The following is a 22,316-nucleotide window of genomic DNA, read 5'->3' on the forward strand; positions in this document are numbered from 1 at the left end:
ATGCCTGAACCGGGAGCGAACCGCAGGGAAAACCGCTCCATCCGTTCCGGCTTGCGCCATTGTCGCGGGGCAAACTTAAGCCATCCTTAATCGTCGATGGCTTCACCCGCGTCCGGCGCTGCCAACAATGCGGCGCGCCCGTGCGAGCATGCACCGCATATGCCTTAGAGCGTGTTTATGATCTCGTCGGGAGTCGGTCAAATGTCATGTCCGGATGGGATGCAAGGCGCAAAACGTAGACGGGCCGGTTGGCCCGGCGAGGCTTTGCAACACCGCAGACCGCCTGAAAGGGCATTTGAACGGCCCCGAAGGAGATCATAAACACGCTCTTACATCTTGATGCCGGTATGCAATGCCGCCACGCCGGCCGTCAGGTTGAAATACTGGACACGCTCCAGCCCCGCCTGTTCCATCATCTGCTTCAGCGTTTCCTGGTCGGGATGCATGCGGATCGATTCGGCCAGGTAACGATAGCTGTCGGCGTCGTTGGCGACTTTCTTGCCCAGCCACGGCAGCACCGAGAAGGAATACACGTCGTAAGGCTTCTTCAGCGGCTCCCACACCTTGGAAAACTCCAGCACCAGCAGCTTGCCGCCGGGCTTGAGCACGCGGCGCATCTCGCCCAGCGCGACATCCTTGTGGGTCATGTTGCGCAGCCCGAAAGCCACCGACACGCGGTCGAAGTAGTTGTCGGGAAACGGCAGCTTCTCGGCGTCGCACAAGGCGGTCGGCGTGACGATGCCCTTGTTGAGCAAACGGTCGCGCCCCACGCCCAGCATCGATTCGTTGATGTCGGTCAGCCAGACCTCGCCGGTCGGCCCGGCCTGCTTGGCGAATGCCTTGGACAAATCGCCCGTGCCGCCGGCAATGTCGAGCACCTTGAAGCCCGGACGGACGCCGGCCTGGGCGATGGTGAATGCCTTCCAGACCCGATGCAGGCCGGCCGACATGAAGTCGTTCATCACATCGTACTTGGCGGCCACGGAGTGGAACACTTCCGCGACCTTGCGGACCTTGTCTTCTTCTGCGACGGTTTCGTAACCGAAATGGGTGGTGTTGGTCATGGCTCAGTCAATATGGTTGGCGCAGCTTGGCTGCCCGATTGCACATTATATGCCGGTGGGCGAACCCGGCCGGCCGCTATCGCTCAGGGGTGGTGGCCGCAGGCATGCCCGCCGGCATCGCTGCCGGCTTCATGGTCGCGCCCGCTTTCACGCGTGAAACCGGCATCCTCCAGCTTCTGCAGGTAGGCCGCCCACATCGTGCCCTGGTCGCGGCCGAGCTGGTAGAGATAATCCCAGGTGTAAATGCCGCTGACGTGGCCATCCGAAAACAGCGGCTTGACGCCGTAGTTGCCGACCGGCTCGATGCCGTCGATGCCGACGTTGCGCTTGCCGGTCTGCAGCACTTCCTGTCCGGGGCCGTGGCCGCGCACCTCGGCCGAGGGCGAATACACGCGCATCAGTTCGAAGGGCAGTGAAAACGTGGCGCCGTCGTCGAATTCGATTTCCACCACGCGCGAGACCTTGCGCACCTTGAACGACACGGGAACCGGAGAGGAATTGGAGCTCATGCAGATACTCGCTTTGAACTTTGAAGAAGACTGGTGCTGCGAAAAACGACCGGAGCGGCGACAGTATGGCCGCCGTCGACAGCGGACCGGTTCAGGCGGCGCCCAGGCCGGCCGCCGACAGTTGCTGGCGGATGGCCTCGCGCAATTGCGGCAATTTGGCGCGGCGCGCCTCCAGCGAGGGCTGGTCGGCCTCGCGGCGCGCGGTTGCCCACACCGGGGTGGGGAAATGCTGGTCGTCCAGGTAGCGCGGAATCACGTGCCAATGGACATGCGGCGTCATGTTGCCCAGCGTGGCCAGGTTGACCTTCTCCGGCTGCATGACTTCGCGCAGCGCCGCTTCCACCGCCCAGACCGCATCGGCGAGCCGGGTGCGCTCGGCCGGCGCGAGGTCGGTCATTTCCTTGACGTGGCCGTTCCAGATCACGCGGCAAAAACCGGGATAACCTGCTTCATCGACCAGCACCACCCGGAAATCCGGATGGCGCCAGACCAGCTCCCCGCCGTCGCCGGCGCAAAGTTCGCATTGGCTCATCATTTACACCAGGACCCGTTCGATGCCGCCGTTGTTGGCGCGCTCGACGTATTCCGGCATCCAGTTCTCGCCCAGCAAGTGCCTGGCCATCTCCACCACGATGTAGTCGGCGGTGGTGCCCGAGTCTTCGTTGTAGCGCGACAGGCCCTGGAAGCAGGACGGGCACGAGGTCAGGATCTTGACGTCGCCGGTGAAACCGTCGGCGCGCACCTTGTCGGCGCCCTTGCGCATTTCTTCTTCCTTGCGGAAGCGCACCTGGGTCGACACGTCCGGGCGCGATACGCCGAAGGTGCCCGACTCGCCGCAGCAGCGGTCGTTCTTCTCGATCTTCTGCGCGTCCACCGTGGTGATGAGCGAATTGACCGTCTTCAGCGGATCCTGCAGCTTCATCGGGGTGTGGCAGGGATCGTGGTACATGTAGCGGGTACCGGTCACGCCTTCCAGCTTGACGCCCTTCTCCAGCAGGTATTCGTGGATGTCGATGATGCGGCAGCCGGGGAAGATCTTCTCGAATTCATACCCCTGCAACTGGTCGTAGCACGTGCCGCAGGACACCACGACGGTCTTGATGTCGAGGTAGTTCAGCGTGTTGGCCATGCGATGGAACAGCACGCGGTTGTCGGTGATGATCTTCTCGGCCTTGTCGAAGTCGCCGCTGCCGCGTTGCGGATAACCGCAACACAGATAACCTGGCGGCAACACCGTCTGCACGCCGACATTCCACAGCATTGCCTGCGTGGCCAGACCGACCTGAGAGAACAGGCGTTCCGAACCGCAACCGGGGAAGTAAAACACCGCTTCGGTCTCGGCCGTGGTGGTCTTGGGGTTGCGGATGATCGGCACGATCTTGTCGTCCTCGATATCGAGCAGCGCGCGCGCGGTCTTCTTGGGCAGGTTGCCCGGCATCTTCTTGTTGATGAAGTGGATCACCTGCTCCTTGACCGGCGGCTTGCCGACCGTGGCCGCGGGCTTGGCGGTCTGCTTCCTGGCGAACTTCTTCAGGATGTCGTTGCCCAGGCGCTGCGCCTTGAAGCCCCAATCGGTCATCACCTTGCGGGTGGCGTTGATGGTGGCCGGGTCGGTCGCGTTGAGGAAGAACATCGCCGCGCTGGTGCCGGCGTTGAAGGACTTCTTGCCCATCTTGCGCAACAGGTTGCGCATGTTCATCGAGACGTCGCCGAAGTCGATATCGACCGGGCAAGGCGTGACGCACTTATGGCACACCGTGCAGTGGTCGGCCACATCCTCGAACTCTTCCCAATGCTTGATCGAGACGCCGCGACGAGTCTGCTCTTCATACAGGAAGGCCTCGACCAACAGCGAGGTCGCCAGGATCTTGTTGCGCGGCGAGTACAGCAGGTTGGCGCGCGGCACGTGGGTCGAGCAGACCGGCTTGCACTTGCCGCAGCGCAGGCAGTCCTTGACGCTGTTGGCGATGGCGCCGATGTCGCTTTGCTGCATGATCAGCGATTCGTGGCCCATCAGGCCGAACGAAGGCGTGTAGGCGTTGGACAGGTCGGCTTCGAAACCCGGCAGGTTCAACAGCTTGCCCTTGTTGAAACGGCCTTCGGGATCGACGCGCTTCTTGTATTCGCGGAATTCGCCGATCTCGTCCTCGGTCAGGAACTCCAGCTTGGTGATGCCGATGCCGTGTTCGCCAGAGATCACGCCGTCCAGCGAACGGGCCAGCTCCATGATGCGCGCCACGGCGACGTGCGCGTCTTGCAGCATTTCGTAGTGATCGGAGTTGACCGGCAGGTTGGTGTGCACATTGCCGTCGCCGGCGTGCATGTGCAGCGCCACGAACACGCGGCCGCGCAGCACGCGCTTGTGGATCGCCTGGCATTCCTCCAGGATCAGCTTGAAGGCGCCGCCGCTGAAGATCTGGCGCAACTGCGCGCGCACTTCCTGCTTCCAGGAGATGCGCACGGTGCGGTCCTGCACCACGTGGAAGACGTTGGCTTCAGGCTGCTCCAGCAGGCGCTGGTCGAACACCGGCATCATCTTGTCCAGGCCCAGCGCGGCCAGCTCGCCCTTGGCCACGCGCAGCGGCTTGTCGAGGTTGGCCAGCAGGTAGGACCAGCGCGCATGGGTCTGCTCCAGCAGCGCTTCGGCCTGGTGCACGCGGTCTTCCAGCATTTCGGAAGCGGGGATGTCCTCGCCTTCGGCGTCGTCGCTCTTGCCCAGCGGCAGGTTGCCCTTGACGAAGAAGCTGTCCAGTTCGGCCAGCAGCTGCAGCTTGTTCTTGATCGACAGCTCGATGTTGATGCGCTCGATGCCGTCGGTGTATTCGCCCATGCGGTTGAGCGGGATCACCACGTCTTCGTTGATCTTGAAGGCGTTGGTGTGCTTGGCGATGGCGGCGGTGCGCGAACGGTCCAGCCAGAATTTCTTGCGGGTTTCCGGGCTGACCGCGACAAAGCCTTCGCCGACGCGGTTGTTGGCCATGCGGATCACTTCCGAGGCGGCCGCGGCCACGGCGTTCTCGTCATCGCCGACGATGTCGCCGATCAGCACCATCTTCGGCAGCACGCCGCGCTTGGACTTGGTGGCATAGCCGACCGCGCGCAGGTAGCGCTCGTCCAGGTGCTCCAGGCCGGCCAGGATGGCGCCGCCCTTTTTAGTCTCGGCGTCGAGGAAGTCCTTGATCTCGACGATCGAAGGAATCGCATCGCGCGCCTGGCCGAAGAACTCCAGACAGACGGTGCGGGTCTGCTTGGGCATCTTGTGCAGGATCCAGCGCGCCGAGGTGATCAGGCCATCGCAACCTTCCTTCTGTACGCCCGGCAGGCCCGACAGGAACTTGTCGGTCACGTCCTTGCCCAGGCCTTCCTTGCGGAATTTGCGGCCGGCGATTTCCAGGATCTCGGTCTTGAAGACTTCGGTCTTCTGGCCCTTCTCGCCGGGGTGCGACCACTCCAGCTTGAAGCGCGCCACTTCGACGTCATGGATCTTGCCCAGGTTGTGGTCCAGGCGCGTGACTTCCAGCCAGTCGCCTTGCGGATCGACCATGCGCCAGCTGGCCAGGTTGTCCAGCGCGGTGCCCCACAGCACGGCCTTCTTGCCGCCGGCGTTCATGGCGACGTTGCCGCCGATGCACGAGGCCTCGGCCGAGGTCGGGTCGACCGCGAACACGAAGCCGGCCTTCTCGGCGGCATCGGAGACGCGCTTGGTGACCACGCCGGCGCCCGAGTAGATGGTGGCGTAGGGCTTGTCCAGGCCGGGCAGCACTTCCATCTCGACCGGGCCCAGCTGTTCCAGCTTTTCGGTGTTGATGACGGCCGACATCGGCGTCAGCGGAATGGCGCCGCCGGTGTAGCCGGTGCCGCCGCCGCGCGGGATGATGGTCAGGCCGAGTTCGATACAGGCCTTGACCAGTCCGGCCATCTCGTCTTCGCTGTCCGGGGTCAGCACCACGAACGGATACTCGACGCGCCAGTCGGTGGCGTCGGTCACGTGCGACACGCGCGACAGGCCGTCGAACTTGATGTTGTCCTTTGCGGTGTAGCGGCCCAGCACCTTGGTGGCGCGACGGCGCAGGTCATAGGTATGGCGGAATTCCTCGGCGAAATCGGCAACGGCCTTCTTGGCCGCCTTGATCAGCGCTTCCACGCTGGCGCTGCGGCGCGCGGCATCGGAGGCGGCAGTCGCATCGCCGGCATCGGCCTGGCCGACGTCGATGCGGCGCTTGTCGACTTCGTGCAGGCGATGGTTCAACGCATCGATCAGCGCGGCGCGGCGCTTGGGATTATCCAGCAGGTCGTCCTGCAGGTAGGGATTGCGGCGCACGACCCAGATGTCGCCCAGCACCTCGTACAGCATGCGCGCCGAACGGCCGGTCTGGCGCTTGGCGCGCAGCTCGTCCAGCAGGGACCAAGACTCTTCGCCCAACAACCGGATCACGATCTCGCGATCGGAGAACGAGGTGTAGTTGTACGGAATTTCGCGCAAGCGCGTGGGCGTGGCGCCATGGGGCGCGTCTGAGAGCAAGGCTTGGATGTGGGCGGGGGCGTTCATCAATGTAAAAAAATAAATCTGCTGCCGGATGTGCATTCTAGCCTATTGCCAAAAGTCGCGACGGGATGGAGCCGGTTTTGCGGCTGCAATGCAAATGATTATTCTTTAGCAATAAAGCGCCGGCCGAAATTGGCATGTGCGCATTTCTTGCAACGCAACAAAATCATGGGATGGCGGCGCCAGGCGGCCTTGAATGCCGGGCCAATAGCTACAGGCAATTCAATTTATAAAAACAATCAATTTATTATTTTTGATTCTTAAAATCTATAATCCCTCCATGTACTGTGGATGCTGTCCCTAAAAAACACGGAGGATGTTATGTTGCAGAATCTGATAACCGAATTCTTGGAAAATCTAGCCATCACCTTGGCCGACTATGCCCAATGCAAGGCATAGCCCGAAGGAACGTCCCGCCTGTTTCGCTTGCGCCTGTCCGCATGGATGGATTGCAGGGACGCCCAACAAACCCGCCAGCCAGGGAGACTGCCATGATAACGGTGCCGTTGAACAAAAATTTTCCTTTCCAGACAAGTGCTTCCGACGATGCCGCGGCGTCATCCTCCGCTGCGGACCAGCATGCGCAGCAGCCGCCAGCCGGCGCCACACCGGATCTCGGCGACAGCCTCACGCTCAACCTCAAGCCGCGCCAGATCGCCATGCTGCTGGTGGCGCTGGTATTCCTGGCGATCAAATCCTATGAGGGCCTGCACGCCTACTTCATGGCCAACCCGCATGTATGGCATGCGCTGCTGGGCTCCGGCGCCGCTGCCGGCCTGACGGCGCTGGGCGCCTTGGGCGTGCTGGTCACGCGCCGCATTTCGGTCAAGGCGCAAGACGTGATGCTTGGCTATGGCGGCGGCGTGATGCTGGCGGCGAGCGTCTTTTCGCTCATCATTCCGGCCATGGACGCGGCGCAAGCCATCGGTTACGCCAAAAACGCCTCGGTATTGCTGGCGGCCACCGGCATCATGCTGGGCGGCTTGTTCGTGCTGGCGCTGAACCACGTGATCCCGCACCAGCATTTCCTGGCCATGGCCAACGACCAGAGCAACCCGGCGCGCACCACGCGCATCTGGCTGTTCGTGATGGCTGTCACCATCCACAACTTCCCCGAGGGGCTGGCCATTGGCGTGGGTTTCGGCGGGCAAGACATGGGCAAGGCCGTGGCGCTGGCGACCGGCATCGGCATCCAGGATATTCCGGAAGGACTGGTGGTGGCGCTGGCCTTGCGCACCTTGGGTTATTCCCCGATGAAGGCCGCCGCGGCCGGCATACTCTCGGGCCTGGTCGAACCGATCGGCGGGGTACTCGGCGCGATGGCCACCGGAGTCTCGGCCAGCGCCCTGCCCTGGGCGCTGGCCGGCGCGGGCGGCGCCATGCTGTTCGTGATCAGCCACGAAGTGATCCCCGAGTCGCACCGCCAGGGCCATGAAACCCAGGCTACGCTGGGGCTCCTGGCCGGCTTCGTGACGATGACGCTGCTGGATGTGATGCTGGGTTGACGCCGCCTGGCGCCGGCCGCGCCGAACAGGCGCTCAGGCCAGCCAATCGGCCACGCTGCGCCAGAAACCGTCCGGCACATTGAGCAGCAGCCAGGTCATCACAATGTAGCGCAGCAACTTGCCGATCGCCATGTAGGCAACCGATGGCCAGAACGGCAGGCGCAGCCAGCCGGCCAGCGTGCAGATCGGGTCGCCGATGCCGGGCAGCCAGGCCAGCAGCATGGTCTTGGGCCCGAAGCGCTCCAGCCAGTGGAACCAGCGCGTCGAACGCTCCTTCGAGAACGCCTGCTTGGCGCCGTATCCCATCCAGTAGTCCACCATCCCCCCCAGCGTATTGCCTGCCGTGGCCACCAGGATCACCGGCCAAAACATCTCGGGGTTCATCTTGATCACGGCAAATACCGCCGGCTCCGACCCCAGCGGCAGCAAGGTCGCGGAAATAAAGCTGATAAGGAAAACCGAGGTCAGCCCGACCGTGGGAACGGCAAGGGCATTCAATAGCCAGAGGACGGCGGATTCGATCATGCGCGGGAACAGGTAATGGGAAGGCTACCGAAGGCAGGCGAAAATCCTGCCGCCAGGAATACGGCGGCAAGATGGGCAAAACCAGCATTCTAGTTGATGCCGCGACGCCGGATATCAAGATGCGGCTGCGCATGCCGCGCGGGCGATTGTGCCGATGCATGCTATATGCCGGCGGCATGCCCGCTATCGGCCAACAATGCCGGCACACGGCCCGGCTCCATTATAATGACTAGTTCCCCCGCGCCCGGACGGCTATCGCCTGGCGGATGCGGGCGGAATCCGACACCGGCTTACCGAGCCGTTTTCCTCCTTACATTCTCACTATATGACTGCGCTGAAACGCCATTCTTCATGACCAAAATGAGTAACGATTATCTGCAAAAAATCCTGACCGCACGGGTCTACGACGTCGCCCAAGAAACGCCACTGGAGCTGGCCAACACGCTGTCGCAACGGATTGATAATCGAATTTACTTCAAGCGCGAAGACATGCAGAGCGTGTTCAGCTTCAAGCTGCGCGGCGCCTACAACAAGATGGCGCACCTGACGCCAGCGCAATTGAAGCGCGGCGTGATCTGCGCCTCGGCCGGCAACCACGCGCAGGGCGTGGCGCTGTCGGCAGCCAAGCTGGGCTGCCGCGCCGTGATCGTGATGCCGACCACCACGCCGCAGGTGAAGATCGAAGCCGTCAAGGCGCGCGGCGGCGAAGTGGTACTGTTCGGCGACTCCTTCACCGATGCCTACAACCACGCGCTGACGCTGGAGAAAAAGCACAAGCTGACCTTCGTCCACCCGTTCGACGACCCTTACGTGATCGCCGGCCAGGGCACCGTCGGCATGGAAATCCTGCGCCAGCATTCCGACCCGATCCACGCCATCTTCGTCGCCATCGGCGGCGGCGGCCTGATCTCGGGCGTGGCGGCTTACGTCAAGGCGGTGCGTCCCGACATCAAGATCATCGGCGTGCAGACCGCCGACTCCGACGCCATGGCGCGCAGCCTCAAGGCCGGACGCCGCATCACCTTGCCCGACGTCGGCCTGTTCTCGGACGGCACCGCCGTCAAGCTGGTGGGCGAGGAAACCTTCCGCCTGACCCGGAAGTATGTCGACGACATCATCATCGTCGATACCGACGCCGTGTGCACCGCCATCAAGGACATCTTCCAGGACACGCGCAGCATCGTCGAGCCCGCGGGCGCACTGGCCGTGGCCGGCGCCAAGGCCTATGTGGAACGCGCCAAGAACAGCAAGCATCCGATCAAGGGACAGTCGCTGGTGACCATCGCCTGCGGCGCCAACATGAACTTCGACCGCCTGCGCTTCGTGGCTGAAATGGCCGACGTCGGCGAGGCGCGCGAAGCCGTGTTCGCCGTCACCATTCCCGAAGAGCGCGGCAGCTTCCGCCGCTTCTGCGAAACCGTCGGCCCGCGCAACGTGACCGAATTCAACTACCGCATCAGCGATGCGAAGGCGGCGCACGTGTTCGTCGGCATCCAGATCGGCAGCGCCGACGAGTCCGGCAAGATCGCGCGCAATTTTGAGAAGGCCGGCTTCGGCGTGCTGGACCTGACGCACGATGAACTGGCCAAGGTGCACATCCGCCACCTGGTCGGCGGGAAAAGCGAACTGGCCGGCGATGAGCTTCTGTATCGCTTCGAGTTCCCGGAGCGCCCCGGCGCGCTGATGAAATTCCTCTCCAGCATGAATCCCAACTGGAACATCAGCCTGTTCCATTACCGCAACCAGGGCGGCGACGTCGGCCGCATCCTGGTCGGCGTACAGGTGCCAAAGAAGGACATGAAGGAATTCCGCACCTTCCTCGCGCAACTGGGCTACCGCCACTGGGACGAAACCAAGAACCCGCTGTACAAGCTGTTCCTCGGCTAAGCCACGGCGCCCCGCATGGGGCGTCGCAACAGCAACGCAGCATGCAGCATGCAGCACGCAGCACGCAGCACCGCAGGAGAAATACCATGGACAAGCCTATCCCATCCCCATCCGCCGCCGGCCACTCGCCGGAAACCTCGCCGCTGGGCAAGAGCTCGGCCTATCCGGGCGCCTACGATCCGGGACTGCTGTTTCCCATTGCGCGCGCGCCCAAGCGCGCCGAACTGCAGATCGCCGGCACCCTGCCCTTTTTCGGCGTGGACATCTGGACCGCCTACGAAATCTCGTGGCTGAACCTGCGCGGCAAACCGCAGATCGCCATCGCCACCTTCACCGTGCCGGCCGATTCGCCCAACATCATCGAGTCGAAATCGTTCAAGCTGTATTTGAATTCGTTCAACCAGGAACGGCTGGAAAGTTCGGCGCAATTGCTGGAAAAGCTGCGCACCGACCTGTCCGCCGCCGCCGGCGCCGCGGTGCAGGCGGCATTGACCGAACCCGCGCAATTCGGCCAGTTGCAATTCGGCGAACTGGGCGGCTTGCCGCTGGACCGGCTGGATGTCGAAATCGAGGCTTCGGCCCATCCCGACGCCAGCATCCTGCGCGCCGCCCAGGATGAAGCCGTGGTGGAAGAGACCTTCGTTTCGCACCTGCTCAAATCGAATTGCCCGGTGACCGGCCAGCCCGACTGGGGCAGCGTACAGATCCACTACGTGGGCGCGCCGATCGACCAGGAAATGCTGCTGAAATACATCATCGGTTTCCGCGAGCACAACGAATTCCACGAGCAGTGCGTGGAGCGCATCTTCGTCGACATCATGCGCCGCTGCAAACCGCAGAAACTGGCGGTCTACGCGCGCTATACGCGGCGCGGGGGGCTCGACATCAATCCGTGGCGCAGCAACTTTTCCAGCGGCCACGCGCCTTCGCAATTGCGCAACGCGCGCCAATAAGCGCGCCCCCGATCACCGCCATGACCGCACGCTGGCGATACGCTTCGTTGCGCCAAGAAGATCTGTCAATAAATTGTTACAGATTCTTCTTTCGCCAAACGGTAAACTACCGCCACTGTCCGCCTCGGGCATGCCTGCATCCAGGCACCGGCTCCGACGGACGCGTGCCGCAACCGGCACTTTCGTAACAAATCGCTCACGAAAAAACAGGACGCTTCGGGAATTTTTTCCCGAAAATGCCTGTCTTCAGGGGATTCGCCGCATCTTGGCAGCTCCTGGCGACACCGGGCGTTAATCAATATCCATCAGCAACATGCCGCCGGATTCCCAGCCTCTGCCTGCGAATGCCTGGCACACCAGACAAACAATATGACAAAAAACATCTCGCGCCTGCGCGCCTTTTTTTCCCATTCCGGCAACCGCAACAAGGCAGGCCTGCTGGCCGCAGTGACCGCCGCCTGCGCCTTGGGCATGCCCCTTGCCGCACATGCCGATGACGACAACAAGTACAGTTTGTGGCAGAGCACCAAAGACCACATGTCCAACATCTGGGACAAGGGCGATGGCGCCATTTACCTGTCCGGCGTGGCGCACCACGGGCGCAGCACTTACACCAAGGACAAGCTCGACGAACTCAACGAGCATGCCTGGGGCCTGGGTTATGGCAAGACCTTGCGCAACGAGAAAGGCGACGACGAATCGCTGTACGGTTTCGTGATCAAGGATTCCCATCGCCATCCTCAATACATGGCCGGCTATGCCTATGAGTGGGTATTCCCGGTGGCGCGTACCGGACTGGAAGTCGGCCTGGGCGGCACCGCCATGCTCATGAGCCGCCAGGACTACTTCGGCGGCTTCCCCTTCCCGGTGCCGCTGCCGCTGGCTTCCATCGGCACCAAGAAAGCCAAGGTGATGTTCGCCTACGTGCCGCGCCTGAGCAGCAACAAGAACAACGGCGATGTCTTGCTGATTTTCGGCCGCATCGAAATGTAAATGCGTAAAAATGTAAATGCGTAACTATGCGCGGCCCGGACGCAAGCCAGCGTAAAGGCCGACGCTATCGCGGCGCCGCCCCGCCTGGCGGGGTGGGGATGACGGCGGGAAAGACTTGATTCTCAACAACTTTCGCCGGTTTCCGCGAAGAATCCCGCTAACGCTTCAAATCCCGCCGGTCGGCTCGAATTCCCCTCTTGTTTCACGCTTTCAGGGCGTTGCGAGGCGCACAAACCAGCCTATAATCCTGCTCAAAGTATCATCTCTGTAGTAATTCTTTGAGCGTCATGACTAATCTTGCAAAAATCCTGCCTCCAGAAAATGTCGTTCTGGACCTGGAAGTCTCCAGCAAAAAAAGAGCTTTCGAACAAGCCGGCCTGACATTCGAAAACAACTGCGGCATCGCCCGCTCTACCGTTTCCGAAAACCTGTTCGCCAGGGAGCGCCTCGGCTCGACCGGGCTGGGTCATGGCGTGGCCGTCCCGCACGGACGCATCAAGGGCCTCAAGGCCCCGCTGGCCTTGTTCATGCGGCTGGCCGATCCGATCCCGTTCGAATCCCCGGACGGGCAACCGGTCAAGCTGCTGGTCTTCCTGCTGATCCCGGATCATGTGACGCAACAACACCTGGAGATCCTCTCGGAGATCGCTGAGATGTTTTCCGACGACGCCTTCCGCAACGAACTGACCGCCGAACCCGACAGCGCTGCGGTGCATTCGCGCATCGTGACCTGGCAACCGTCACTGGAAAAGGCCGGCTGAGCGCCTGCCGCCAAAACGGCAACGGGCCGCCTCCCGGTTTGCGTATCCCGCCAAATTCGGTACCCTGTATCAGTTTGAGTTGCCGCATCCGGCCCGCCGCATGACACGGACACGGCATTCACGTTTTCCTCGCTCACATTTGCCAGCAGAATCGGATCTACATGCCCACTTATTCCGCGTTGTCGATACAGCAGCTCTACGAAGAAAATCGTGAATCCCTGCAATTGGGCTGGTTCGCCGGCTTTCCCGGCGGCGAGCGGCTGATCTCCGGCGACGCCGTCTCGGCCGCCGACCAGGTGGGCCACCTGAACCTGATCCACCCCGGCCGCATCCAGGTATTCGGCCACCAGGAAATCGAGTACTACCAGCGCCTGTCCAACACCTCGCGCGCCTACCAGACCGCCGAGCTGGTGGCCGGCGAGCCGCCCGCCTTCATCATCGCGCAAGGCCTGTCGACGCCGCCCGATATCCTGGCGGTGTGCGATGAAAAGAACATCCCGCTGTTTTCCACGCCATTGCCCGCGGCACAGGTGATCGACTACCTGCGCGTGTACCTGTCCAAGAAACTGGCGCAGCAGATCACCATGCATGGCGTGTTCATGGATGTGCTGGGCGTGGGCGTGCTGATCACCGGCGAATCCGGCCTGGGCAAGAGCGAGCTGGGCCTGGAACTGATTTCGCGTAGCCACGGCCTGGTGGCCGACGACGCGGTGGAGTTCGCGCGCATCGCCCCCAACATGATCGAGGGCCGCTGCCCCTCGCTGCTGCAGAACCTGCTGGAAGTGCGCGGCCTGGGCCTGCTGGACATCAAGGCCATCTTCGGCGAGACCGCGGTGCGCCGCAAGATGCGCCTGAAGCTGATCGTGCACCTGGTCCGCCGCAGCACGCTGGAAGAGAACTACGAGCGCCTGCCGCTGGACGCGCAATACGAGGAAGTGCTGGGCTTGCCGATCCGCAAGGTGGTCATTCCCGTGGCGGCCGGCCGCAACATCGCGGTGCTGCTGGAAGCGGCGGTGCGCAACACCATCCTGCAGTTGCGCGGCATCGATACGCTCAAGGAGTTCATCGAGCGCCAGCGGCGCGCGATGAACGGGGAATAATCCCATTTGCCGGGAACCGGCATTCCTGTCACGCGGTCTTCATAAGGCTTGCGTTATCATTGACGGCATGAGAATCGTTCTGATCACCGGCATCTCCGGCTCCGGCAAATCGGTGGCACTGCATGTGCTCGAGGACGCCGGCTATTTCTGCGTCGACAACCTGCCTCCGGCGCTGCTGTGCGACCTGGTCGATACCCGCATCCGGGAAGGCGCCAGCGTGCTGGCGGTGGCCACCGACGCGCGCAGCGCCGATTCGCTGGCGACGCTGCGCACCGATATCGACAAGCTCAAGGCCGATGGCCATGACGTCAAGGTCTTCTTCCTGACCGCCTCCAACGAGGCGCTGATCACCCGTTTCTCCGAAACCCGCCGCAGCCATCCGCTGTCGCACCGCCTGCTGCCCGGCCGCAACCCGGCCGACCGCCTGACGCTGACCGAGTGCATCGACATCGAGCGCGAGATGCTGGGCGAGATGCAGGCAATCGCGCACGTGATCGATACTTCGCAATTGAGTTCGAACAAGCTGCGCCGCTGGATCAAGGGCCTGGTGGATATCGAACGCTCGCCGCTGACCATCCTGTTCGAATCCTTCGCCTTCAAGCACGGGCTGCCGCTGGACGCCGACCTGGTGTTCGACGTGCGCATGCTGCCCAATCCGCACTACGACGCGGCGCTGCGTCCGCTGACCGGGCGCGACGATCCCGTCATCGAGTTCCTCTCGGGCTATCAGGAAGTGGCCGACATGCTGGGCGATATCCGGAGCTTCGTGGAAAAATGGCTGCCGTCCTTCAAGGACGACAACCGAAGCTACCTCACCGTCGCCATCGGCTGCACCGGCGGCCAGCATCGCTCGGTCTACATTGCCGAGCAACTGGCGCGGCACTTCCGCGCGACCGAACAGGTCGTATGCCGGCATCGCCAGCTGGATTGATCCCGGCCTGCGCAGCCTACACCGCGGCCAGCAGATCGTCGCTGCGCAATACGCCCAGCAATAACTTCTTCACCGGCGCCGGCAATGGCGCATCGGCCAGCTTTTCCACCGGATACCAGACCAGCGCATGTTGCGCGATGCGCTGCGAACGGCTTTTCAGCGCGACCTGGAAAGGCGCGATGTGCAGCTTGAAATGCGTGAAGACGTGCGAGAACGGCTGCAGCTTGCGGCAAGCTTCAAGTTCGCCATAAGGGGCGACCAGCGCCTGCACCGCGGACTCGAACTGCCCGGCATTGCCCACCGCGATTTCCGGCAGCGACAGCAATCCGCCCCAGATGCCGCTGTCTGGGCGCTGCTCCAGCAGCACATCGCCGCCGTGCGTCACCACCAGCATCACGGTTTCCTTTTCCGGCACGGCTTTCTTCGGCTTGCTGACCGGCAGCTCCCCCACGCGGTCCTGCGCCAGCGCCACGCAGCGTTCGGCCAGCGGGCACTTCTTGCATGAAGGGGTGCCGCGCACGCATAGCGTGGCGCCAAGATCCATCAGGCCCTGCGTATAGGCCTCGATCCCCTCGTCCGGCAGCAGCGCCACCGCGCGCAGCCACAGCTGGTCTTCAATCGGCTTGGCGCCGGGGTAGCCGTCGATGCCGAACACGCGCGCAAACACCCTCTTGACGTTGCCGTCCAGGATGGCGGCGCGCCGGCCGTAGGAAAATGCCGCAATGGCCGCAGCGGTGGAACGGCCGATGCCAGGCAGATCGGCCAGCAAGTCTGGATCGTCGGGGAAGCGCCCGCCATATTCATTGACCACGCGCTGCGCGCATTTGTGCAGGTTGCGCGCGCGGGTGTAATAACCCAGGCCGCTCCACAGCGCCATTACGTCTTCGGAAGGCGCGGCCGCCAGGCTGAACACATCCGGGCAGCGTTCCAGAAAGCGCTGGTAATACGGAATGACCGCGGCCACCTGGGTCTGCTGCAGCATGATCTCCGACAGCCACACCCGATAGGCGTCGCGCGTGTTCTGCCAGGGCAGCGCATGGCGGCCATGCTGCTTTTGCCAGCCGATCACCGCCGCCGAGAACGACGGGTCCGCATAACGCTCGCCATCGACCGGCGCCCCCTTGCGCCGCGGCCCGGCTTGTCCTTTCGTGACCAGCCCCTTCATTTCTGGCAGCTCACGCAGTAGAAGGTGGAGCGCTGGCCCTGCTTGATCTGGCGGATCGGCGTGGCGCACACGCGGCATTGCTGGCCGGTGCGGTTGTAGACGAAATAGCTTTGCTGGAAGTAGCCGGACTGGCCGTTGACGGCGATGAAGTCGCGCAGCGTGCTGCCGCCCTGCTCGATGGCCGCCGCCAGCGTCTCGCGGATGGCCTCGACCAGGCGCTCGTAACGCGCCAGGCTGATCTTGTAGGCCGGCGTCTTGGGGTTGATGCGGGCCTTGAACAGGCTTTCGGAGGCGTAGATATTGCCCACGCCGACCACGATATCGCCGGCCAGCAGCACCTGCTTGATCGGCGCCGAACGCGCGCGCGTCTGGCGCCACAGTTCGCGCGCCGAGAACTTGTCTTCCAGCGGCTCCAGGCCCAGGCTACGCAGCAACATATGCTCTTCAACGCCGCCATCGGCCTTGTCATGCCAGAGAATCGCACCAAACCGCCGCGGATCTGTCATACGCATCACCTGGCCGCCGACCAGCAGGTCGAAATGGTCGTGCTTCTGCGGGGGAATACCAGGCGGCAAAATGCGCAGGTGGCCGGACATCCCCAGGTGCACGATCAAGGTGCCATGGTCAAAGTTGATCAGCAGGTATTTCCCGCGGCGGCCGGTGTCCAGCACCTTGCGCCCGGCCAGCAGCGCATCGAGCCCGGCGGGAAAAGGCCAGCGCAGCCCGCTGTGGCGGGTAACGACGCCGGTGACCGTCTTTCCCTCCAAATAGGGGGCGACACCGCGTCGGGTGACTTCAACTTCTGGCAATTCTGGCATCTGGCTACGTCAGTGAGGCGGCGGATAGGAAGCTGCATATGATAATCCAGATGCCGAAAACAAGACTGCCGCCGCTGCCATGCCGTCGGCAAGGATGCATTACACTCTAGAACCCACTTCATCAATAGGCGAGAGACGCGTTCTATACAGCAAACCCTTTGATGTTGGGCGTAAAATCGAAACTTCCCGAATATTCAGGATGCAACCTTGAAAAAAACTCTCGCCCTCCTCACCAGTTCCCTGCTGCTGACCGCATGCGCAAGCTTCCAGCAGTCCGGCGACAAGGCGAATGCCGAAGCGGCACAAGACAAGCAAACCGCATCCGCGAAATCCGCTGCGGCCAACCGCAAGAAATCTCCCAAGGCCCGCGCCCAGCAGCAGGAAGACGCGCTGCCGGCGGTCGAGTTGAGCCAGGACATCCTCTATAAGGTTCTGACAGCCGAGATCGCTTTCCAGCGCGGCCAATGGCAATCGGCCTACGTCACCATCCTGGCCGCGGCCCAGCAGACGCGCGACCCGCGCCTGGCCAAGCGCGCGGCCGAGATCGCCGTGGCCGCCCGCCAGCCCAGCGAAGCGCTGGTGGCGGTGCGCCTGTGGACCGAGCTGGCGCCGCATTCGGATGAAGCGCTGCAAAACTACCTCGGCCTGATCATGCTCTCCGACAGCGTCGACGAAATCGAGCCGCTGCTGACCCAGCGCCTGGCCGATGCCGCCCCGCAGGCGCGCGGCCCGATGATCCTGCAAATCCAGCGCCTGCTGGCGCGCGCCAAGGACAAGCAGGCCAGCTTCGCGATCCTGCAAAAAGTGACGCAGCCTTATGGCGACCTGCTGGAAACCCACCTGGCGCTGGCGCAAGGCGCCTTCAATGTCGGCGACGCCGCCTATGCGCAGCGCGAAGCGCGCGCCGCGCTGAAGATCAAGCCCGACTCCGAGCTGGCGGTCCTGACCGCGGCGCAAGTGGCATCCAATACCAGCGATGCCACCAAGCTGGTGTCCGACTTCCTGCGCAAGTATCCGAATTCGCGCGAAGTGCGCGTGGCCTATGCGCGCAGCCTGGTGGAGCAGAAGAACTACAAGGACGCCCGCGGGCAGTTCGAGGCGCTGCTCAAGGAAGACGGCGACGACCCGACCACGCTGTTCGCGCTGGGCGTGCTGTCGGCCCAGACCGACCAGTTGACGGATGCGGAAAACTACCTGAAACGCTACCTGCAGGTGCTGGCCGCGCAACCTGAAGACGACCGCGATCCCAGCCAGGCCATCCTGCTGCTCTCGCGCATCGCCGAAGAGCGCAAGGACCTCGACGGCGCATTGCGCTATCTGGACCAGGCCGAACCCGGCACTGACGGCTACATCAACATCCAGGTGCGCCGCGCCCAATTGCTGGCGCGCAAGAACGACATCGACGGCGCCCGCAAGGCGCTGGAAACGGCCCAGGCCGAATCGACCAACGATACCGAGCAACTGCAACTGCTCCAGGCCGAATCGCTGCTGCTGCGCGATGCCAACCGCAACCAGGAAGCGGCCGAGGTGCTCAAGGGCGGCCTGGAACGATTCCCCAACAACACCGACCTGCTGTACGACTACGCGATGGTGTGCGAGAAGCTGGGCAACTATAAGGAAATGGAAAGCTCGCTGCGCCGGGTAATGAAACTGGCGCCCGGCAACCAGCACGCCTACAACGCGCTGGGGTATTCGCTGGCCGATCGCAACATCCGCCTGCCGGAGGCGCTGGAATTGATCCAGAAGGCGGCCGACATGGCGCCGCAGGATCCCTTCATCGCCGATAGCCTGGGCTGGATCCAGTTCCGCATGGGCCGCCTGGAACAAGCCGAAACCCAGATGCGCCTGGCCTATTCGCTGCGCCCCGATCCGGAAATCGGCGTGCACCTGGGCGAAGTGCTGTGGACGCGCGGCAAGCAGGAAGAAGCCAGGCAGGTCTGGCGCGAAGTGCAGGCCAAGGACCCCGACAACGACGTCCTGAAAAGCACGCTGACGCGGCTCAACGTCAAGCCATGATGGCAAAGCCGGGCATCTTCGCAGGCTGCCCCGGCCTGCGCCGCGCTGCCGCGCTGGGCGCGGCTTCGGTCGCGCTCCTGCTGGGCGGCTGCGCCGGGATGTCGGCGCAACAGGCGGCTTCGCCTACGGCGACAACCCCGGCCTATCAGGAAAGCATCGATATCAGCGGCCGCATCTCGGTGCAATACGAACAAGGCAACAGCCCGCAGTCGCTGCACGGCAGCTTCATCTGGTCGCAAACGGCAAGGCAAACCGACCTGGAACTGCTCTCGCCGCTGGGCCAGACCGTGGCCACCATCAGCGTCAAGCCGGGCATCGCCACGCTGGTGCAATCGGGCCGGCCGCCGCAAGTGGCGCCTGACGTGGATGAACTGGCCGCGCAATCGCTGGGCTGGCCCCTGCCGGTTTCGGGCATGCGCCAGTGGCTGCAGGGCAACGGCACCGACAGCGCCGGCAAGCCGTTCCAGGCCAAGCCGGGCGAGAATTACGCCAGCTTCTCTACCAAGGATGGCTGGCGTGTGGTCTATGCCAACTGGCAAAGCGATCCGGACAGCGGCCAAACCCGCCCCAAACGCATCGACCTGACCCGGGATACCGAACAAGCCGGCAAGGTATCGATCCGCATCGCGGTCGACAGCTGGAAAAAACCCTGAGCATCAAGCCCGACCATGACCGCCACCCTCAACGCCTGCCCGGCGCCTGCCAAGCTCAACCTGTTCCTGCACGTCACCGGCCGGCGCGCCGACGGCTATCACCTGCTGCAATCGGCATTTCAATTGATCGACCGCTGCGACAGCCTGGATTTCGCCGTGCGCGCAGACAGTCGCATCGTGCGCACCAATGACATCCCCGGCGTGCCGGCCGAATCCGACCTGGTGGTGCGCGCCGCGCACCTGCTGCGTCAAACCGCCGGGCGGCCGGAACTGGGCGCCTCGATTACCGTGGAAAAGCGTCTGCCCATGGGCGGCGGTCTGGGCGGCGGCTCTTCCGACGCCGCCACGACCCTGCTGGTCCTGAACCATTTGTGGCAAACCGGCTTCAGGCGCCAGGAATTGATGGATATCGGCCTGAAACTGGGCGCCGATGTCCCGTTTTTCCTGTTCGGCCGCAATGCCTTCGCCGAAGGGGTTGGCGAGGCGCTTTCGCCGCTGGAAACGGCCAACTGCTGGTATGTGGTGATCGAACCGGGCGTTTCGGTGCCAACCGCGATAATTTTTTCTTCTTCTGAATTGACACGGGATACAAAAGTCGTCAGAATAACGGACTTTCCTGATGCGACGAATCAAATCGCTTCGAACTTCGGGAGAAACGATCTGGAAATGGTGGCAACCCGGCATTTCCCGCAAATTGCAGAGGCCATCGACTGGCTCGGCAAGTTCGGAAAAGCCAGAATGACCGGATCCGGCGCCTGCGTGTTTTGTGCATTCGACCACGAACAACAGGCAGACGAAGTGCTGAAACAATTGCCTTCGCGCTGGAACGGCTGGAAAGCCAAAGCGATGCAGGAACACCCTCTCGCCCATTTATTGCAGTCGTGAAAAGAATTGGTTTGACGATCATCGGCGCCGCATGCAACACGAAGCAGGCGCGATGGAACGAAAAACAGCAGATTGTGTAGGGGAATCGCCAAGTTGGTTAAGGCACCGGATTTTGATTCCGGCATTCCAAGGTTCGAATCCTTGTTCCCCTGCCATTAATTCAGGACCGGTCTTTGACTCAGCGTCCAGTCAGAAAAATAAGCCGTCAATGTGAGACCGACCAGTCAAGCATTGTCGGCTTTTCGACTTTTTAACGATTGCATTCGGGGATACCCACATGGCACTTGAGAACCTGATGGTTTTTACCGGCAACGCCAACCCGGAACTGGCGCGAGGCGTCGCTGACAAACTCGGTATCCCGCTGGGCAAGGCCAACGTCTCCAAGTTCTCGGACGGCGAGGTCATGGTCGAGATCAATGAAAACGTTCGCGGCAAGGATGTTTTCGTGCTGCAGTCCACCTGCGCGCCGACCAATGACAACCTGATGGAAATCATGATCATGGTCGATGCACTGAAGCGCGCATCGGCCGGCCGCATTACCGCTGCCATCCCCTATTTCGGCTATGCCCGCCAGGATCGCCGCCCGCGTTCGGCGCGCGTTGCGATTTCGGCCAAGGTGGTCGCCAACATGCTGCAGGAAGCCGGCGTCGAGCGCGTCCTGATCATGGATCTGCATGCAGACCAGATCCAGGGTTTCTTCGACATCCCGGTGGACAACATCTACGCTTCGCCGATCCTGCTGGGCGACCTGGTGGCCAAGAGCTACGACGACCTGCTGGTGGTCTCGCCCGACGTCGGCGGCGTGGTGCGCGCACGCGCGCTGGCCAAGCGCCTGGGCTGCGACCTGGCCATCATCGACAAGCGCCGCCCGAAGGCCAACGTGTCGGAAGTGATGAACATCATCGGCGAGGTCGAGGGCCGCAACTGCGTGATCATGGACGACATGGTCGACACCGCCGGCACCCTGACCAAGGCTGCCGAAGTGCTCAAGGAGCGCGGCGCCAAGAAGGTGGTCGCTTATTGTACGCACCCGGTGCTGTCGGGCCCGGCCATCGACCGCATCAGCAATTCGCCGCTGGACGAGCTGGTCGTGACCGATACCATCCCGCTGTCGCCCGCCGCCCGCGCCTGCCCGAAGATTCGCCAGCTGACCTGCGCGGACCTGCTGGCGGAAACCTTCAAGCGTATTACGAAGGGCGACTCGGTGATGTCGCTGTTCGCGGAGTAAGAAACAGGATTCGCCTCGCTGCAGCAATGCAGCGGGGTTTTTCATATTCCCTGGTCGCGGGGAATATTTTCAACGCAAGGCATCCGTCGCCAATACAACGACGCGCTTTGCCAACATTGGAGCTTTATCATGAAAGTTATCGCATTTCCACGCACTCTGCAGGGGACCGGAGCGAGCCGCCGCCTGCGTATTGCTGGCCAAACCCCCGGTATCGTCTACGGCGGCACCAGCGCACCGGTCAACATCGCCCTGGACCACAACGCGCTGTACCACGCGCTGAAGAAGGAAACCTTCCACTCGTCGATTCTCGACCTGGAAATCGAAGGCAAGGTCGAGCAAGTCCTGCTGCGCGACTTCCAAGTCCACGCGTACAAGCAACTGGTCCTGCACGTCGACTTCCAACGCGTTGACGCATCGCAAAAGCTGCACACCAAGGTGCCCCTGCACTTCGTGAACGCTGAAATCTCGCCAGCCGTGAAGCTGCACGCAGGTATCATCTCCCACGTGCAATCGGAACTGGACGTTTCCTGCCTGCCGAAGAACCTGCCGGAATTCATCGAAGTCGACCTGTCCAAGCTGGACGTCGGCCAGTCGATCCACCTGGCTGACCTGAAGCTGCCCAACGGCGTGACCGCCGTGACCCAGGAAAACCTGACCATCGCCACCGCTACCGTGCCGGCCGGTCAAGTGTCCGCTGAAGGCGAAGCTGCCGCTGGCGACGCCGCAGAAGCCAAGTAATCCGCTTGCGTTTCAAGAAAAACCCGCTTCGGTCGAAGC

At 62.7% G+C, this 22,316-nt stretch carries 19 protein-coding genes and 1 tRNA gene; 13 read left to right on the forward strand and 7 right to left on the reverse strand.

All coding sequences use genetic code 11. The features are described 5' to 3' along the window. Positions 1-329 precede the first annotated feature (329 nt). From ubiE to FB597_RS19735, 4 genes are all read right to left on the reverse strand, one after another. Complete coding sequence (gene ubiE / locus FB597_RS19720; protein ID WP_144770473.1) at positions 330-1,064, reverse strand: bifunctional demethylmenaquinone methyltransferase/2-methoxy-6-polyprenyl-1,4-benzoquinol methylase UbiE; 735 nt, start codon at positions 1,062-1,064, stop codon at positions 330-332. A gap of 83 nt (positions 1,065-1,147) precedes the next feature. Beyond that, entirely contained in the window at positions 1,148-1,573 is a 426-nt protein-coding gene (locus FB597_RS19725; RefSeq protein ID WP_144770474.1) for a gamma-butyrobetaine hydroxylase-like domain-containing protein, read from the reverse strand. Between the two features lie 91 nt (positions 1,574-1,664). Further along, positions 1,665-2,105, reverse strand: a complete 441-nt coding sequence (locus tag FB597_RS19730) for an HIT family protein (protein WP_141914923.1) — start codon at positions 2,103-2,105, stop codon at positions 1,665-1,667. A gap of 3 nt (positions 2,106-2,108) precedes the next feature. Then, on the reverse strand, positions 2,109-6,122 hold the full coding sequence (locus tag FB597_RS19735) for an FAD/FMN-binding oxidoreductase (protein ID WP_144770483.1): 4,014 nt from the start codon (positions 6,120-6,122) through the stop codon (positions 2,109-2,111). Between the two features lie 497 nt (positions 6,123-6,619). On the opposite strand from FB597_RS19735, the gene FB597_RS19740 reads away from it, so the two are divergent. Continuing rightward, entirely contained in the window at positions 6,620-7,624 is a 1,005-nt protein-coding gene (locus FB597_RS19740) for a ZIP family metal transporter (protein WP_255517223.1), read from the forward strand. A gap of 33 nt (positions 7,625-7,657) precedes the next feature. On the opposite strand, the gene FB597_RS19745 is transcribed toward FB597_RS19740, so the two are convergent. Beyond that, entirely contained in the window at positions 7,658-8,149 is a 492-nt protein-coding gene (locus FB597_RS19745; RefSeq protein ID WP_141914256.1) for a YqaA family protein, read from the reverse strand. A gap of 360 nt (positions 8,150-8,509) precedes the next feature. On the opposite strand from FB597_RS19745, the gene ilvA reads away from it, so the two are divergent. From ilvA to rapZ, 6 genes are all read left to right on the forward strand, one after another. Next, entirely contained in the window at positions 8,510-10,036 is a 1,527-nt protein-coding gene (gene ilvA / locus FB597_RS19750; RefSeq protein ID WP_141914925.1) for a threonine ammonia-lyase, biosynthetic, read from the forward strand. Between the two features lie 86 nt (positions 10,037-10,122). Next, entirely contained in the window at positions 10,123-10,989 is an 867-nt protein-coding gene (queF, locus tag FB597_RS19755) for an NADPH-dependent 7-cyano-7-deazaguanine reductase QueF (protein ID WP_141914257.1), read from the forward strand. A 471-nt stretch (positions 10,990-11,460) separates the two neighbouring features. Then, entirely contained in the window at positions 11,461-11,982 is a 522-nt protein-coding gene (locus tag FB597_RS19760) for a hypothetical protein (RefSeq protein ID WP_141914927.1), read from the forward strand. 287 nt (positions 11,983-12,269) lie between these two features. Further along, positions 12,270-12,743 (forward strand): PTS sugar transporter subunit IIA, encoded by a 474-nt coding sequence (locus tag FB597_RS19765; protein ID WP_141914258.1) that lies wholly within the window; start codon positions 12,270-12,272, stop codon positions 12,741-12,743. 161 nt (positions 12,744-12,904) lie between these two features. Continuing rightward, positions 12,905-13,843 (forward strand): HPr(Ser) kinase/phosphatase, encoded by a 939-nt coding sequence (hprK, locus tag FB597_RS19770; protein ID WP_144770476.1) that lies wholly within the window; start codon positions 12,905-12,907, stop codon positions 13,841-13,843. A 67-nt stretch (positions 13,844-13,910) separates the two neighbouring features. Continuing rightward, entirely contained in the window at positions 13,911-14,774 is an 864-nt protein-coding gene (gene rapZ, locus FB597_RS19775) for an RNase adapter RapZ (RefSeq protein WP_183405824.1), read from the forward strand. Positions 14,775-14,790: 16 nt separating this feature from the next. Here rapZ and mutY read toward each other — a convergent pair whose 3' ends face one another. Both mutY and mutM read right to left on the reverse strand, forming a co-directional pair. After that, positions 14,791-15,939 (reverse strand): A/G-specific adenine glycosylase, encoded by a 1,149-nt coding sequence (mutY, locus tag FB597_RS19780; RefSeq protein WP_144770477.1) that lies wholly within the window; start codon positions 15,937-15,939, stop codon positions 14,791-14,793. After that, on the reverse strand, positions 15,936-16,757 hold the full coding sequence (gene mutM / locus FB597_RS19785) for a bifunctional DNA-formamidopyrimidine glycosylase/DNA-(apurinic or apyrimidinic site) lyase (protein WP_144770478.1): 822 nt from the start codon (positions 16,755-16,757) through the stop codon (positions 15,936-15,938). The genes mutY and mutM overlap by 4 nt, the downstream gene beginning before the upstream one ends. Before the next feature lie 207 nt (positions 16,758-16,964). Here mutM and FB597_RS19790 point away from each other — a divergent pair, with 207 nt between their 5' ends. The 6 genes from FB597_RS19790 to FB597_RS19815 all read left to right on the forward strand — a co-directional run bounded on the left by FB597_RS19790 (position 16,965) and on the right by FB597_RS19815 (position 22,277). Beyond that, positions 16,965-18,773 carry a tetratricopeptide repeat protein gene (locus FB597_RS19790; RefSeq protein ID WP_141914262.1) on the forward strand — a complete coding sequence of 603 codons (1,809 nt, stop codon included), beginning with the start codon at positions 16,965-16,967 and terminating at the stop codon, positions 18,771-18,773. Beyond that, positions 18,773-19,426, forward strand: coding sequence for a lipoprotein insertase outer membrane protein LolB (gene lolB, locus FB597_RS19795; RefSeq protein WP_141914930.1), 654 nt, complete (start codon positions 18,773-18,775; stop codon positions 19,424-19,426). The genes FB597_RS19790 and lolB overlap by 1 nt, the downstream gene beginning before the upstream one ends. A 15-nt stretch (positions 19,427-19,441) precedes the next feature. Further along, positions 19,442-20,311 carry a 4-(cytidine 5'-diphospho)-2-C-methyl-D-erythritol kinase gene (gene ispE, locus FB597_RS19800; RefSeq protein WP_141914263.1) on the forward strand — a complete coding sequence of 290 codons (870 nt, stop codon included), beginning with the start codon at positions 19,442-19,444 and terminating at the stop codon, positions 20,309-20,311. Positions 20,312-20,389: 78 nt separating this feature from the next. Beyond that, positions 20,390-20,466, forward strand: a tRNA-Gln gene (locus FB597_RS19805). A 122-nt stretch (positions 20,467-20,588) separates the two neighbouring features. Continuing rightward, complete coding sequence (locus FB597_RS19810) at positions 20,589-21,539, forward strand: ribose-phosphate pyrophosphokinase (RefSeq protein WP_141914264.1); 951 nt, start codon at positions 20,589-20,591, stop codon at positions 21,537-21,539. A gap of 129 nt (positions 21,540-21,668) precedes the next feature. Further along, complete coding sequence (locus FB597_RS19815) at positions 21,669-22,277, forward strand: 50S ribosomal protein L25/general stress protein Ctc (RefSeq protein WP_141914265.1); 609 nt, start codon at positions 21,669-21,671, stop codon at positions 22,275-22,277. The last annotated feature ends 39 nt before the right edge of the window (positions 22,278-22,316 follow it).

It is taken from the genome of Herbaspirillum sp. SJZ099 (genome assembly GCF_007828355.1).
In the GTDB taxonomy this organism is placed as follows: Bacteria; Pseudomonadota; Gammaproteobacteria; order Burkholderiales; family Burkholderiaceae_D; genus Herbaspirillum.

Coding starts and splice junctions, on each gene's coding strand:
- mutM (WP_144770478.1), bottom strand. CDS start 16,757: ATGCCAGAATTGCCAGAAGTTGAAGTCACCCGACGCGGTGTCGCCCCC.
- ispE (WP_141914263.1), top strand. CDS start 19,442: ATGACCGCCACCCTCAACGCCTGCCCGGCGCCTGCCAAGCTCAACCTG.
- FB597_RS19810 (WP_141914264.1), top strand. CDS start 20,589: ATGGCACTTGAGAACCTGATGGTTTTTACCGGCAACGCCAACCCGGAA.
- FB597_RS19735 (WP_144770483.1), bottom strand. CDS start 6,122: ATGAACGCCCCCGCCCACATCCAAGCCTTGCTCTCAGACGCGCCCCAT.
- queF (WP_141914257.1), top strand. CDS start 10,123: ATGGACAAGCCTATCCCATCCCCATCCGCCGCCGGCCACTCGCCGGAA.
- lolB (WP_141914930.1), top strand. CDS start 18,773: ATGGCAAAGCCGGGCATCTTCGCAGGCTGCCCCGGCCTGCGCCGCGCT.
- FB597_RS19745 (WP_141914256.1), bottom strand. CDS start 8,149: ATGATCGAATCCGCCGTCCTCTGGCTATTGAATGCCCTTGCCGTTCCC.
- FB597_RS19765 (WP_141914258.1), top strand. CDS start 12,270: ATGACTAATCTTGCAAAAATCCTGCCTCCAGAAAATGTCGTTCTGGAC.
- FB597_RS19760 (WP_141914927.1), top strand. CDS start 11,461: ATGCCCCTTGCCGCACATGCCGATGACGACAACAAGTACAGTTTGTGG.
- ubiE (WP_144770473.1), bottom strand. CDS start 1,064: ATGACCAACACCACCCATTTCGGTTACGAAACCGTCGCAGAAGAAGAC.
- rapZ (WP_183405824.1), top strand. CDS start 13,911: ATGAGAATCGTTCTGATCACCGGCATCTCCGGCTCCGGCAAATCGGTG.
- FB597_RS19730 (WP_141914923.1), bottom strand. CDS start 2,105: ATGAGCCAATGCGAACTTTGCGCCGGCGACGGCGGGGAGCTGGTCTGG.
- ilvA (WP_141914925.1), top strand. CDS start 8,510: ATGAGTAACGATTATCTGCAAAAAATCCTGACCGCACGGGTCTACGAC.
- FB597_RS19815 (WP_141914265.1), top strand. CDS start 21,669: ATGAAAGTTATCGCATTTCCACGCACTCTGCAGGGGACCGGAGCGAGC.
- mutY (WP_144770477.1), bottom strand. CDS start 15,939: ATGAAGGGGCTGGTCACGAAAGGACAAGCCGGGCCGCGGCGCAAGGGG.
- FB597_RS19725 (WP_144770474.1), bottom strand. CDS start 1,573: ATGAGCTCCAATTCCTCTCCGGTTCCCGTGTCGTTCAAGGTGCGCAAG.
- hprK (WP_144770476.1), top strand. CDS start 12,905: ATGCCCACTTATTCCGCGTTGTCGATACAGCAGCTCTACGAAGAAAAT.